Here is a 13536-nt window from a genome sequence, read left to right as displayed (position 1 = left end):
AAGGTGGAACAGGGATGCGGTTGAACAAACCGCTGGTCGGCCTCACGGTCGCCAGTCTCCTTGCTCTGGCTGCCTGTGGCGGCTCGAGCGACAGCAACTCATCGGACGAGCCGACGGTCAACGTCAGCGAACTGGCCGGTGGGGGACAGGACGCGACCGCAACCGGGCCGCTCACCATCGACGGGGCCAAGAAGGGCGGCACCGTCCACGTCATCGGCACCTCCGCCGACATGACCACGACGCTCGACCCCCGTGGCATCTACTACTCCGACATGATCTCGATCGCGGGGTCCTTCCTGGTCCGCTCGCTGACGCAGTGGAAGTACGACGAGAAGACCAAGAACATGGTCCTCGTCCCCGACCTGGCCACCGACCTCGGTACGTCCAACGACGACTTCACCGAGTGGACGTTCAAGCTCAAGCCGGGCATCAAGTACGAGGACGGCAAGACGATCTCCTCCAAGGACATCGCCTACTCGGTCTCGTCCTCGCTGGACTGCAACACCTTCACCGACTGCCCGTCGAACTACCTGCTGGGCACCCTGACCGGCTCGGGCGACGTCAAGAAGGACGGTGACATCGCCTCGGGCATCGAGACCCCCGACGACGAGACCATCATCTTCAAGTTCGACAAGCCGTTCCCGGACATGTCGTACTACTCGTTCTTCCCGCTGTTCAGCCCGATCCCGCCCGCGGTCGGCAAGGACATCGCCAACTACCCGAGCAAGCTCGTCTCCACCGGTCCCTACAAGATCGCGGAGTTCACGCCGGCCAAGAGCCTCAAGCTGGTCCGCAACGACCAGTGGGACCCGGCCACCGACCCGGCCCGTGCGGCCCTGCCGGACGAGTGGGACTTCGACACCAGCTACAGCGACCCCAAGAAGGTCGACGCGATCGTCCTGGCCAGCAAGGGTGAGGGCGCCACGACGATGTCCTACGACGACATCGACAGCTCCGACATCCCCACCTTCCGCAGCCAGGCCGGCGACCGGATCGCCACCGGCTCCACCCCGCTGACGCGGTGGCTGGCGCCCGACAACACCAAGGTCCCGCTCGAGGTGCGTCAGGCCCTGACCTACGCCTACCCCTACGACGCGGCGGCCAAGACCGCTGGTCTGATCAAGGACATCAACTACATCCCGACCACGACCCTCATGGCTCCGGGTGTCCCCGGCCGCGAGGTCGTCAACGGCCTGCCCGACCACTCGGCCGCGCAGACCGACCCGGCCAAGGCCAAGCAGATCCTCGAGGACGCCGGCAAGCTCGGCTTCGAGGTGAGCTGGCTCTACTCGACCGACGACCCGCTGTCGGTCAAGACCATGGAGGTCGTCAAGGCCGCCTACGAGAAGGCCGGCTTCACGGCCAAGCCGTTCGCGACCACCACGACCGACGCCGCCGAGAAGCGCGCCAGCGTCGACACGCCGATCAACATCCGCGTCGGCGGTTGGTTCTCCGACTGGCCCTCGGGCTACTCGTGGATCCCGCCGGTGTTCGCTCCGCCGGAGGCGGGCAAGCCCTGCGCCGAGCAGAAGTGGGAGACCTTCGGTGTCGTCAACTTCGCTCACTTCTGCGAGGACGACGTCAACGCGGAGATCGACCGGGTCAAGGGCCTGCCGATCGACGAGCAGCCTGCTGCTTGGACCGCGCTGGAGAAGATGATCCAGGAGAAGTACTACCCGATCATCCCCACCTCCAACGGTGGCACGATCCAGGGTCACGGCACGGCGCTCGAGGGTGTCAACATCGACATCACCGGTGGCCTGCCGACGTTCAAGACCATCTGGGTCAACCAGTAGCACCGGAGAGCTGACCCTCTCCACCTGACAGGGGGCGGGTCCGGATCAGTCCGGACCCGCCCTTCCAGGTGTCCAGCACCCGTGGACGCCTGACCACCGCAGCACCGGCACCACCACGTCGCGCACCGCCGCCACCGCGGCGCCCGCGCGATCACCGGTCCCATCGCTCACACCCCGAAGGCCCTGCCATGTTCGGTTTCATCCTGCGGCGACTCATCGCCGCCGTGGTCGTCCTGATCCTGACCTCCTTCTTGACCTTCACGCTCTTCTACAAGGGCCCGACCAACCCCGCGGCGGCCCTGTGCCAGGAGCGCGGGCGGTGCACGGCCGAGAAGCAGGAGGCCCTCGAGACGAGCATGGGGTTCAACGACGGGCTCATGACCAACTACGGCCGGTTCGTCGGCGGCCTGTTCAAGGACCGCACGATCTCGCAGGGCGCGACCTACACGTGCGACGCCCCGTGCCTCGGGATCTCGTTCCGGACCAAGACCGAGGTGTCAAAGGACCTGTTGACCTACTACCCGGCGACACTGTCGCTGGCGATCGGCGGCGGGCTGCTCTACCTGCTGATCGGGGTCCCACTCGGGGTCCTAGCGGCACGGTTCAGAGGCACCGTCTTCGACAAGGTCCTGGTCGGAGGGGCGCTGGTCATCGGCTCCATCCCCTACTACGTCTTCGCCCTCACGGCGTGGATCTTCCTGACGCTGCAGACCAGCATCTTCCCGACGACCCAGTATGTCCCGATCACCGAGGACCCGACGCAGTGGTTCCTCGGGCTGCTGCTCCCGTGGCTCATCCTGGGCATCACCGGAGCGCCGACCTACGCCCGGTACGCACGAGGCCAGATGCTGGAGGCGATGGGCGAGGACTACATCCGCAGCGGCAAGGCCAAGGGGCTCACGCAGCGCAAGTTGCTCTTCAAGCACTCGCTGCGCGTCGCCATCGTCCCGATCGTGACCATCTTCGGCCTCGACTTCGCCGCCCTGCTGTCGGGCACGATCTTCACCGAGAGCATCTTCGGCATCAACGGCATCGGGCAGTGGACGCTGACGTCGCTCCGGGCCCCGACCGACTTCCCCATCCTGACCGCCACCATCTTGATCTTCGCGGTCTTCGTCATTCTAGGAAATCTCGTGGTTGACCTGCTCTACGCCGTTCTCGACCCCCGGGTGAGGCTCACGTGACCGCCACCGACACCACGCCCGAGGCGCGCAAGGCCTCCGGAACGCCGCTGCTGGAGGTCAAGGACCTCACCGTGCGCTTCCCGACCTACGACGGCCTCGTGCAGGCCGTGTCCGACCTGAGTTACACCGTCGAGGCCGGCACGACGCTCGGCATCGTGGGCGAGTCCGGGTCGGGCAAGTCGGTCTCGTCGATGGCCGTGCTCGGCCTGCACGACACGCGCTCCGCCCAGATCTCCGGCTCGATCAAGTTCAACGGCCAAGAGATCATCGGGATGTCGGAGAACGACATGCGCAAGCTGCGCGGCAACGAGGTCGCGATGGTCTTCCAGGACCCGCTGACCGCGCTGCACCCGTTCTACTCGATCGGCAAGCAGATCATCGAGGGCTACCGGATCCACAACAACGTCTCCAAGAAGCAGGCGCGGGCCCGCGCGATCGAGATGCTGGGCCTCGTCGGCATCCCCCAGCCGCAGACCCGGGTCGACGACTTCCCGCACCAGTTCTCCGGCGGCATGCGCCAGCGCGCGATGATCGCCATGTCGCTGGTCAACAACCCCGACCTGATCATCTGCGACGAGCCCACCACGGCGCTCGACGTGACGGTGCAGGCCCAGATCCTCGACCTGCTGCAGAAGCTGCAGCGCGAGTTCAACTCCGCGATCATCATGATCACCCACGACCTCGGGGTCATCGCCGAGATCGCCGACGAGGTGCTCGTCATGTACGGCGGCCGCGCCGTCGAGTACGGCGTGACGCGCGAGGTCCTGACCCGACCGGAGATGCCCTACACCTGGGGACTGCTCTCGTCGGTCCCCGACGTCGCCGGCATCTCCGACGTGCTCGTCCCGATCCCGGGAACCCCGCCCAGCCTGCTCAACCCGCCGACCGGGTGCTCGTTCCACCCCCGGTGCACCTTCGTCTCCCAGGTCCCCGACAACCTGTGCGTGACGACCCTGCCCGTCCTGGAGCGCTCCTCCACCGGCTCCTCGGAGCACCTGAGCCGCTGTCACCTGCGTGACCCGGCTGCCATCTACGAGACCGAGATCGCCCCGATCGTCGCCCCTGACCGGACGGAGTCCCCGGCGTGAACACTGCCGCCCCTGGCCTGCCCGCCGACCAGCCCGAGGAGGTCAGCGGCTCCCCGTCGCAGGCCGAGCTGCTCGACCTCGAGGCCGCGCTGGCCGCCCGCCCCGAGTTCCAGCCGCACAAGGCCCCGGAGCTCGACCCCACGGTCAAGCCGATCCTCACCGTCGAGAACCTCAAGATGTACTTCCCGGTCAAGTCCTCCGGCTTGATCCGGCGCACCATCGGCCAGGTCCAGGCCGTCGACGGCGTCTCGTTCGAGGTGCCCACCGGGGGGTCCCTCGGCCTGGTGGGCGAGTCGGGCTGTGGCAAGTCGACGATGGGTCGTCTCATCACCCGCCTCTACAAGCCCACCTCGGGCCGCATCGAGTTCGACGGCACCGACCTGGCACCCCTGTCGACGCGCGAGCTCAAGCCCTACCGCAGCGACGTCCAGATGATCTTCCAGGACCCCTACAGCTCGCTCAACCCGCGCCACACCGTCGGCACGATCGTCGGTGCGCCGCTGGTGATCCACGACGTGGTGCCCAAGAAGCAGGTGCTGACGCGCGTCCAGGAGCTGCTCGAGGTCGTCGGTCTCAACCCCGAGCACTACAACCGCTACCCCAACGAGTTCTCCGGCGGTCAGCGCCAGCGCATCGGCATCGCGCGTGCCCTGGCGCTGCAGCCCAAGCTGATGGTGGCCGACGAGCCGGTGTCGGCGCTCGACGTCTCGATCCAGGCGCAGGTCGTCAACCTGCTGCAGGACCTGCAGCGCGAGTTCGGCATCGCGTTCCTGTTCATCGCCCACGACCTGTCGATCGTGCGCCACTTCTGCCCCGAGGTCGCGGTGATGTACCTCGGCAAGATCGTCGAGATCGGCGACCGCGACAGCATCTACGGGCACTCCTACCACCCCTACACGCAGGCCCTGTTGTCGGCGGTCCCCGACGTCAAGCAAGCCGCCATCGGTGGTCGGCGCGAGCGCATCATGCTCGAGGGCGACGTGCCCAGCCCGATCAACCCGCCGTCGGGGTGCCACTTCCGCACCCGCTGCCCGATCGCGCGTGAGATCTGCGCCAAGCACGAGCCGCCGCTGCTGCAGGTCGGCAAGCGCCACAAGGTCGCCTGCCACTTCCCCGGCGAGCTCGGCAAGCACCCGGTCGAGCCCCTGACCTCGCGGCTGCTCGGGGTCGACGACGACGGCAACCCCGACCCCGGTGGCTCGCCCGACGCCAGCCTGGTCACCAAGCCCGGCTACGACGACACCTGGTTCGACCTGGACACGAAGACGTTTGGACGAGCCTGACGCTCTCTTCGCGGCCGGCCCGCCTGTCCCCGCTGCGGTGGGGGGAGGCGGGTCGCTGTCCGCGAACGTCCACTCGTCGGCCCCGCTGGCGGTGCGGATGCGGCCGCGCACCCTCGACGAGCTCGCCGGCCAGTCCCAGCTGCGCGCGCCCGGCTCCCCGTTGCGTCAGCTCATCGAGGGCGACCAGTCGATGTCGCTGTTGCTGTGGGGCCCCCCGGGCACGGGCAAGACCACGATCGCCTCGATCCTGAGCCGCCAGACCGGCCGCCGCTTCGTGGAGGTCTCGGCGGTGTCGGCCGGAGTCAAGGACGTGCGCGCCGCGATCGACACCGCGCGCAACACGCTGGTGCGCACCGGCGACGAGACGGTGCTGTTCGTCGACGAGGTGCACCGCTTCAGCAAGGCCCAGCAGGACGCCCTGCTGCCGGGGGTCGAGAACCGGTGGGTGACCCTGGTGGCCGCGACCACCGAGAACCCCTTCTTCTCGGTGATCTCGCCCCTGCTGTCGCGCAGCCTGCTGCTGCGCCTGGAGTCGTTGTCCGACGACGACGTCCGTGGCGTGATGCTCGCGGCCCTGGCCGACGAGGAGCGCGGGCTCGCCGGAGCGTTCACGGTCGACGACGACGCGCTCGACCACCTCGTACGCCTCGCCGGCGGTGACGCCCGTCGGTCGCTGACCTACCTCGAGGCCGCGGTCGGGGCGGCCTCGGCCCGCGAGTCGACCACCGTCGACCTCGAGACGGCCGAGACCGCTGTGGACCGCGCCGCCGTGCGCTACGACCGCCAGGGCGACCAGCACTACGACATCACCAGTGCCTTCATCAAGTCCATCCGCGGCTCCGACGCCGACGCGGCGATGCACTACCTGGCCCGGATGATGGAGGCGGGTGAGGACCCGCGCTTCATCGCTCGCCGGCTGGTGATCCTGGCGTCGGAGGACATCGGCCTGGCCGACCCGACCGCGCTGCAGACCGCGGTGGCCGCTGCCCAGGCCGTGCAGCTGATCGGGATGCCCGAGGCGTCGTTCAACCTCGCCCACGCCGTGATCGCGCTGTCGGTCGCGCCCAAGTCCAACGCGGTGACGCTGGCCCTGGCGGCGTCGACGGCCGACGTCCGCGCCGGCAAGGTCGGACCGGTGCCGGCGCACCTGCGCGACGCCCACTACGCGGGGTCGAGGACGCTCGGGCACGGGACCTCCTACACCTACAGCCACGACGAGCCCTACGGCATCGCCGAGCAGCAGTACGCCCCGGACGTGGTCGCCGACGCCGAGTACTACCGGCCCACGGAGATCGGCGCCGAGGCGGCGATCAAGGAGCGCTGGGAGCGGGTCCGGCGCCTGATCCGCGGACGATAAGGTCTTGGCCCATGGACCAGGAGTGGAGCGTGCCCGGCTGGGCGGTGCTCGCGACCCTGGCCGTGTCGGCCGTCCTGGTCACCGGTCTGGTGGTCGCGGTGCTGCGCCTGCGCGCCCGCGCCACCGCTGCGCTCGAGACGGCCCAGGTGCAGGTCGCGGTCCTGAAGGCGCAGGCCGAGCGGATCGAGCGGATCGAGCGCGCGCTCGCCGAGCCGCGGCGCCGCGCCGACGACACCGAGTACGTCGTCACCACGCTGGGGCAGGTCGACGGGGCCGACGAGCACGACGAGCGCGAGGCGGCGCCCGTCGTACCGGCGTCGCTGTTCGTCGACCTGGTGGTGCGCGAGGGCGTCGTGCAGGCGGCCTCCTGGGCCGCTGGTCTGCGCCGCGCGCTGGCCCCTGAGATGCGTCACCGCATCCGCTGGGAGATGAAGCGCGAGGTCAAGCGCGCCCGCAAGCAGCGTCGCGACGACCTGCGCCGCGCCAAGCGCGAGCTCGAGGCCCGTCAGCGCGGCGACGCCGGGGCCGCGGCATGAGCAGAGCCCTGTGGTTCGCCGCGGGGACCGGAGCGGGGCTCTACGTCGCCGTCCGGGCCCGCCGCGCCGCCGAGGTGCTCACCGTCGACGGTCTCCAGGACCGCGTCGGCGCCGCCGTCGTGGGCCTGCGGATGTTCCGCGACGAGGTCGCCCAGGGCAGGGCCGACGCCGAAACCGGCTTGCGCGAACGCCTCGGCCTGGCGCTCGATGAACGCGCACGGCACCAGGAGCTCTCGGCCCCTCCCGGCACCGACCCACCCACCGACGAGCTCACCGACCCACCCACCGACTCACCCCAGGAAGCAGGCACCAGCTGATGGACACCGCGGAGATCCGACGGAGGTTCGTGGCGCACTTCGAGAGCGCCGGACACACCCCCGTCCCCTCGGCCTCGTTGCTGCTCGACGACCCCAACCTGCTGTTCGTCAACGCGGGCATGGTGCCGTTCAAGCCCTACTTCCTGGGCCAGGAGACCCCGCCCTACGACCGGGCGGTGAGCATCCAGAAGTGCGCGCGCACCCCCGACATCGAGGACGTCGGCAAGACCACGCGCCACGGCACGTTCTTCGAGATGTGCGGCAACTTCTCGTTCGGTGACTACTTCAAGGAGCAGGCCATCGAGCTGGCCTGGGAGCTGATCACCAAGGCGCAGTCCGACGGCGGCTTCGGGTTCGCCGAGTCGGTGCTCTACCCGTCGGTGCTCGACGGCGACGACGAGGCCGTCGGTCTGTGGCGCAAGGTCACGGGCCTGCCCGACGAGCGCATCATCCGCCTGGGGCCCAAGGAGAACTACTGGTCGATGGGCGTCCCGGGACCCGGGGGCCCCTGCTCGGAGATCCTCATCGACCGCGGGCCGGCCTACGGGCCCGACGGCGACTTCTCCGCCGAGGACCGCTACCTGGAGTTCTGGAACCTGGTCTTCATGCAGGACGAGCTGAGCGCGGTGCGCAGCAAGGAGGACTTCGACATCTCGGGATCGCTGCCGCGCAAGAACATCGACACCGGCATGGGCCTGGAGCGGGTCGCGTTCATGACGCAGGGCGTCGAGAACATGTACGAGATCGACGTGATGTTCCCCGTCATCGAGCGGGCCATGGAGCTCACCGGCCGCACGTACGGCGCCGACCACGTCGACGACGTCCGGTTCCGGGTGGTCGCCGACCACGTCCGCAGCTCGATGATGCTGATCGGCGACGGGGTCACCCCGGGCAACGAGGCGCGCGGCTACGTGCTGCGCCGGCTGCTGCGTCGCGCGGTCCGCTCCATGCGGCTGCTGGGCTACGAGGACCCCGCGCTGCCCGAGCTGATGCCCATCAGCCGCGACAAGATGGGCGAGACCTACGCCGACCTCCACACCGACTGGGACCGCATCTCGCGCGTGGCCTACGCCGAGGAGGAGACGTTCCGCAAGACGCTGCAGGCGGGCACGACGATGTTCGACCTCGCGGCGTCGAAGGTGAAGCAGTCGGGCGGTGCGTCGATCGCCGGCGCCGAGGCCTTCCAGCTGCACGACACCTTCGGGTTCCCGATCGACCTGACCCTCGAGATGGCCGCCGAGGCCGGGCTCAGCGTCGACGAGGACGGCTTCCGTGGCCTGATGGCCGAGCAGCGCGAGCGCGCCAAGGCCGACGCGCGCAGCAAGCGCGGCCAGCACGCCGACACCGGCGCCTACCGGACCGTCCTCGACGAGCACGGCCCCACCGAGTGGCTCGCCTACGAGACCCTCGAGACCGAGTCGCGCCCCCTCGCGCTGCTGCGCGAGGGCGTGCCCGTGACGGTGCTCGGCCCCGGCGAGGTCGGCGAGATCATCTTGGACCGCACCCCGTTCTACGCCGAGTCCGGCGGCCAGGCCGCCGACGCCGGCATCATCGAGTTCGACGGCGGGCGGCTCGAGGTCGTCGACGTCCAGCGGCCCATCAAGGGCCTGGTCGTGCACCAGGTGCGTGTCGTCGACGGCGAGCTGGCGACGTCGTCGGCGTCGTCCTCGCTGCTGCACGCGCAGGTCGACCCCGAGTGGCGCACCGGCGCGCGCCAGGCCCACTCCGGCACCCACGTGGTCCACGCCGCGCTGCGCCAGGTGCTCGGCCCCACGGCGCTGCAGTCCGGGTCCTACAACCGTCCCGGCTACCTGCGCCTCGACTTCGGCTGGACCACCGGGCTGACTCCCGAGCAGGTCCGCGACATCGAGCGGGTCTCCAACGAGGCCCTGCGCGCCGACCTGCCGGTCGGCTGGCAGTACATGACGCTCGAGCAGGCCAAGGAGTGGGGCGCGGTCGCGCTGTTCGGCGAGACCTACGACAACACCAAGGTGCGCGTCGTCGAGATCGGCGGGCCCTGGTCGCGCGAGCTCTGCGGCGGCACCCACGTCGACCACTCCTCCCAGATCGGCACCGTCGTGGTCACCGGCGAGGCGTCGGTCGGCTCCGGCAACCGCCGCATCGAGGCCTTCACCGGTGTCGAGGGCTTCGCCTACCTCGCGCGGGAGCGCGACGTGGTCGGCCAGCTCACCAGCCTGCTCAAGATCCAGCCGCAGGACCTCGTGCCCCGGGTCGGCGACCTCGTCGACCGGCTGCGCGCGGCCGAGAAGGAGATCGAGAGGATCCGGCTGCAGCAGCTGCTGTCCGGGGGCGCCGAGCTCGCCGCCTCGGCGGTCGACGTCGGCGGCGTCCGGGTCGTGGCGCACCGGGTCGACGGGGCCGGCGGGGGCGACGTACGCACGCTGGCGCTCGACGTCCGGGGCCGGCTCCCCGGCGACCAGCCCGCGGCGGTCGTGGTGATCGGCGCCGCCGACGGCAAGGTCTCGGTGGTGGCCGCGCTCAACGACGCCGCGCAGTCTCGCGGTCTCAGCGCCAACGACCTGGTCCGGACGGTCGGACCGTTCGTCGGCGGCAAGGGCGGTGGCAAGGCCGACGTCGCGCAGGGCGGCGGCACCGACACCTCGCGCATCGACGAGGCCCTCGCGGCCGTCCTGGCGAGCGTGCAGGGCGCGTGAGGCCGGGCGTCCGACTCGGCATCGACCCCGGCGACGCGCGGATCGGCGTGGCGCGCAGCGATCCGTCGGGCTTCCTCGCGAGCCCCGTCGAGACCGTGCGCCGCGGCTCCGGCGACCTCAAGCGGATCCGACAGCTGCTGCGCGCCATCGCTGCGGAGTCGACCGTCCTGGAGGTCGTGGTCGGGCTGCCGCGGTCGCTGTCGGGGCGCGAGGGTCCGGCCGCGGCCAAGACCCGGGAGTGGGCGGCGACGCTCGCGGCGTCGGTGTCGCCGCTGCCCGTGCGGCTGGTCGACGAACGCCTGACCACCGTGTCGGCGGAGGCTATGCTGCGCGACCGTGGCACCAAGGGTGCGCAGCGCCGCGCGGTCGTCGACCAGGCCGCGGCGGTGCTCATCCTGCAGCACGCCCTGGACAGCGAGCGCGCCACCGGACTGCCCCCCGGGGAGCTCGTGACCTCGCCCCCTGACGCCCAACCCGACGCCCAGCCCGAGGAGACGGATGTCTGACCACGAGCCCTACGGCGTCGACCACGGGATCCACGACGACGCCTCGATCGTGCCGGGCCACGGCCCGGCCGACGCCCACAGCCATACGCGCCGAGGAGGGTCTCGGCGGGGTCGGCGCCGCTCCGGGTGCCTGCCCGTCCTGGTCGTCCTGGCGGTGCTGGTGGTCGGTGCCGTCCTGGCCGTGCGCACCGTCGACGTGAGCAACCCCTTCGCCTCCGACGCCGCCGACTTCGCCGGACCGGGCTCGGGGTCGGTGGTGTTCACGGTCGCCGGCGGCGACTCGATCTCAGTGATGGCACGCAACCTCGAGGCCCTGGGCGTCGTGGCCTCGGCCGAGGCCTACGTCGAGGCCGCGGACGCCGACGACGCCTCGCGAGGGATCCGCGAGGGGGTCTACCGGCTGAAGAAGAAGATGAAGGCCGCCCAGGTGGTCGACGTGCTGGTCGGCGGTAGGACCCGTGGCACGTCGTTCACCTTCACCCCCGGCAAGACCGTCGAGGAGGTGCTGGCCCTGCTGGTCAAGGACACCGGCATCACCCGCAAGCAGTACGACGCCGTGCTGGCCGACCCCCAGGAGCTGGGCCTGCCCCCCGAGGCCGACGGCAGCGCCGAGGGCTACCTGTCACCGGGCAGCTTCGTGTTCTTCCCCGACGACGACGCGGCCACCATCTTGTCGACGATGGTCGCGCGGACCGTCGAGACGCTCGACGAGGTCGACCTCGCCGGGGCGGCCGACCGGCTCGGCTACAGCGAGCACGACCTGATGACGATCGCCAGCCTGGTCGAGGCCGAGGGCAGCCTGCTCGACGAGACCGGGAAGGCCAAGATCGCCCGGGTCGTCTACAACCGGCTCGCCGACCCCACCGCCGAGACCATCGGGCGGCTGCAGATGGACGCGACGATCAACTACGCGCGCGGCGAGAAGGTCGCGGTGCCGTCGCAGGCCCAGATCGACGAGGTCGCGACCAGCCCCTACAACACCTACACGATGGCGGGCCTGCCGCCCGGCCCGATCGCGACGCCGAGCCGCGACGCGATCCAGGCGGCGATCAAGCCGGTCAAGGGTCCGTGGTTCTACTACGTCACGGTCGACCTCGACTCGGGCAAGACCAAGTTCGCCACCACCTACGACGACTTCCTGGCCCTCAAGGCCGAGCTGCGCGACTACTGCGCGACGAAGTCCGACCGCTGCTGAGCGGCCGACCGATGCGCTGTGCCGTGCTGGGCGACCCGATCGCCCACTCGCTGTCCCCGGTGCTGCACCGGGCGGCGTACGACGTGCTCGGGCTGGACTGGACCTACGACGCGGTGCGGGTGCCGTCGGGCGGGCTCGCCGACCTCCTGGGCGGTCTGGACCGTGACACCTGGCGCGGGCTGTCGCTGACGATGCCGCTCAAGCGCGAGGTGCTGGGGCTGGTCGAGGAACGCACGGCCGCGGTGGCGCTGACCGGCGCGGCCAACACGGTGGTGCTCGACGGCGACCGCACCCGGCTCGACAACACCGACCTGCCGGGAGCCGTGGCGGCCGTCCGTGAGCGCTGGGACGGCGAGGTCTCGGTCGTGACGGTCCTGGGGGCCGGTGCGACCGCCGCTTCGACCGGGCTCGCGCTGTGCGAGCTGGGCGCACGCGAGGTGAGGCTGCTGGCGCGCTCGCCGCAGCGGGCCGCCGAGACCGTCGCGGCGATCGCGGCGCACGCGTCGGCACCGACGGTGACGGTCGGGGCGATCGACGACGCGTCGGTGCGCGGCGAGGTCGTCGTGTCGACCGTGCCGGCCGCGGTCCAGACCGAGGGCCTGGTGCGGCGCTGCGAGGCCGTGCCGGTGGTCTTCGAGGTGCTCTACGACCCCTGGCCCACGCCGCTCGCGGCGGCGGCGTCCCACGACGGCCGGGTGCTCGTCACCGGGCTGGACCTGCTCGTGCACCAGGCGGTGCTGCAGGTCGGGCTCTTCACCGGTCACCCCGGTCCGCTCGACGCGATGCGCGCGGCCGGGCAGGCGGCGCTGCGGGCCCGCGCGGCCGGTCCGAGCGACGGGTGATGGACGAGGTCCGGGCCGCGATCGTGGCGGCCGTGGTCGCGGCGGTACTCGGCTACCTGTCACCCCTGGTGGTGCGACGCCTGCCCGAGCCACCCGAGACGCCCGACGAGGACAAGACCGATCGCGAGCGCGCCCGCGAGCTGCTGGAGGGCCCCAAGGAGCCGTACGCGGTCGTGGCCGACCTGGCCTGGTTCGCACCGGTGGCCCTGGTGGTCTGCGGGGTGGCGGGGGGACTGGTCGGCGCCAGGCTCGGCTGGTCGTGGCTCCTGGTGGGCTACGTGCTGCTCGTCCCCGTGGTGGTCGCGCTGAGCATCGTCGACCTGCGGACCCGGTTGCTCCCGGCGGTCGTGGTGCTGCCGGCGCTCTGGACGGCGATCGTGCTCGTGGTCGCGCACGCCGGGCTGGTCGCGACGTGGGACGACCTGCGCCGCGGGCTGGTCGCGATGGTCGTCGGCTACGTCTTCTACTGGGTGCTGTGGTTCATCTACCCGGTCGGCCTGGGTTACGGCGACGTGCGGCTCGCGGCGCTGCTCTCGCTGGCCCTCGGCTACCTGGGGTGGCCGGAGTTCCTGGTCGGGATGTACTCCGGGTTCCTGCTGCTCGGCGTGCCCGGCCTCGTGCTGGCCGTGGTCAAGCGACGGGCCTCCTACCTCAAGACGCAGTTCCCGTTCGGTCCCTTCATGTGCGTCGGCGCGCTGGTGGGGCTGCTGGTGGGTCCGGCCGTGCTCGGTCATCTCGCCGGTGGGTGACCGGTCGG

At 70.7% G+C, this 13536-nt stretch carries 12 protein-coding genes; all 12 read left to right on the top strand.

Annotation, left to right across the window (positions count from 1 at the left end):
- Window positions 1-14: 14 nt before the first annotated feature.
- Complete coding sequence (locus FZC61_RS15045) at window positions 15-1796, top strand: ABC transporter substrate-binding protein (protein WP_148615000.1); 1782 nt, start codon at window positions 15-17, stop codon at window positions 1794-1796.
- Between the two features lie 188 nt (window positions 1797-1984).
- Window positions 1985-2980 carry an ABC transporter permease gene (locus FZC61_RS15040; protein WP_148614999.1) on the top strand — a complete coding sequence of 332 codons (996 nt, stop codon included), beginning with the start codon at window positions 1985-1987 and terminating at the stop codon, window positions 2978-2980.
- Window positions 2977-4068, top strand: a complete 1092-nt coding sequence (locus FZC61_RS15035) for an ABC transporter ATP-binding protein (RefSeq protein ID WP_148614998.1) — start codon at window positions 2977-2979, stop codon at window positions 4066-4068. Before FZC61_RS15040 ends, FZC61_RS15035 begins: the two co-directional genes overlap by 4 nt.
- Before the next feature lie 176 nt (window positions 4069-4244).
- Window positions 4245-5351, top strand: coding sequence for an ABC transporter ATP-binding protein (locus FZC61_RS15030; RefSeq protein WP_148615203.1), 1107 nt, complete (start codon window positions 4245-4247; stop codon window positions 5349-5351).
- A gap of 97 nt (window positions 5352-5448) precedes the next feature.
- Window positions 5449-6708, top strand: coding sequence for a replication-associated recombination protein A (locus FZC61_RS15025; protein ID WP_148614997.1), 1260 nt, complete (start codon window positions 5449-5451; stop codon window positions 6706-6708).
- 11 nt (window positions 6709-6719) lie between these two features.
- On the top strand, window positions 6720-7244 hold the full coding sequence (locus FZC61_RS15020; RefSeq protein ID WP_148614996.1) for a hypothetical protein: 525 nt from the start codon (window positions 6720-6722) through the stop codon (window positions 7242-7244).
- A complete protein-coding gene (locus FZC61_RS23465; RefSeq protein ID WP_211357272.1) occupies window positions 7241-7561 on the top strand; it encodes a DUF6167 family protein in 321 nt (106 codons plus the stop codon). The genes FZC61_RS15020 and FZC61_RS23465 overlap by 4 nt, the downstream gene beginning before the upstream one ends.
- Window positions 7561-10236 carry an alanine--tRNA ligase gene (gene alaS, locus FZC61_RS15010; RefSeq protein ID WP_148614995.1) on the top strand — a complete coding sequence of 892 codons (2676 nt, stop codon included), beginning with the start codon at window positions 7561-7563 and terminating at the stop codon, window positions 10234-10236. Before FZC61_RS23465 ends, alaS begins: the two co-directional genes overlap by 1 nt.
- Window positions 10233-10742: a Holliday junction resolvase RuvX gene (gene ruvX, locus FZC61_RS15005; protein ID WP_148614994.1), complete on the top strand. Its 510-nt coding sequence runs from the start codon at window positions 10233-10235 to the stop codon at window positions 10740-10742. The genes alaS and ruvX overlap by 4 nt, the downstream gene beginning before the upstream one ends.
- A complete protein-coding gene (mltG, locus tag FZC61_RS15000) occupies window positions 10735-11937 on the top strand; it encodes an endolytic transglycosylase MltG (protein ID WP_148614993.1) in 1203 nt (400 codons plus the stop codon). Before ruvX ends, mltG begins: the two co-directional genes overlap by 8 nt.
- Window positions 11938-11948: 11 nt before the next feature.
- Entirely contained in the window at window positions 11949-12779 is an 831-nt protein-coding gene (locus FZC61_RS14995) for a shikimate dehydrogenase (protein WP_148614992.1), read from the top strand.
- Complete coding sequence (locus FZC61_RS14990; RefSeq protein ID WP_148614991.1) at window positions 12779-13528, top strand: prepilin peptidase; 750 nt, start codon at window positions 12779-12781, stop codon at window positions 13526-13528. Before FZC61_RS14995 ends, FZC61_RS14990 begins: the two co-directional genes overlap by 1 nt.
- The last annotated feature ends 8 nt before the right edge of the window (window positions 13529-13536 follow it).

The sequence above is a fragment of the Nocardioides rubriscoriae genome, from assembly GCF_008087085.1.
Classification (GTDB): Bacteria; Actinomycetota; Actinomycetes; order Propionibacteriales; family Nocardioidaceae; genus Nocardioides; species Nocardioides rubriscoriae.
Note: the sequence above shows the minus strand (reverse complement) of the source record. Positions and strands in the feature narration are given on the sequence as shown.

Coding starts and splice junctions, on each gene's coding strand:
- FZC61_RS15020 (WP_148614996.1), top strand. CDS start 6,720: ATGGACCAGGAGTGGAGCGTGCCCGGCTGGGCGGTGCTCGCGACCCTG.
- FZC61_RS15040 (WP_148614999.1), top strand. CDS start 1,985: ATGTTCGGTTTCATCCTGCGGCGACTCATCGCCGCCGTGGTCGTCCTG.
- mltG (WP_148614993.1), top strand. CDS start 10,735: ATGTCTGACCACGAGCCCTACGGCGTCGACCACGGGATCCACGACGAC.
- alaS (WP_148614995.1), top strand. CDS start 7,561: ATGGACACCGCGGAGATCCGACGGAGGTTCGTGGCGCACTTCGAGAGC.
- FZC61_RS14990 (WP_148614991.1), top strand. CDS start 12,779: ATGGACGAGGTCCGGGCCGCGATCGTGGCGGCCGTGGTCGCGGCGGTA.
- FZC61_RS15025 (WP_148614997.1), top strand. CDS start 5,449: ATGCGGCCGCGCACCCTCGACGAGCTCGCCGGCCAGTCCCAGCTGCGC.
- FZC61_RS23465 (WP_211357272.1), top strand. CDS start 7,241: ATGAGCAGAGCCCTGTGGTTCGCCGCGGGGACCGGAGCGGGGCTCTAC.
- FZC61_RS15030 (WP_148615203.1), top strand. CDS start 4,245: ATGTACTTCCCGGTCAAGTCCTCCGGCTTGATCCGGCGCACCATCGGC.
- FZC61_RS14995 (WP_148614992.1), top strand. CDS start 11,949: ATGCGCTGTGCCGTGCTGGGCGACCCGATCGCCCACTCGCTGTCCCCG.
- FZC61_RS15045 (WP_148615000.1), top strand. CDS start 15: ATGCGGTTGAACAAACCGCTGGTCGGCCTCACGGTCGCCAGTCTCCTT.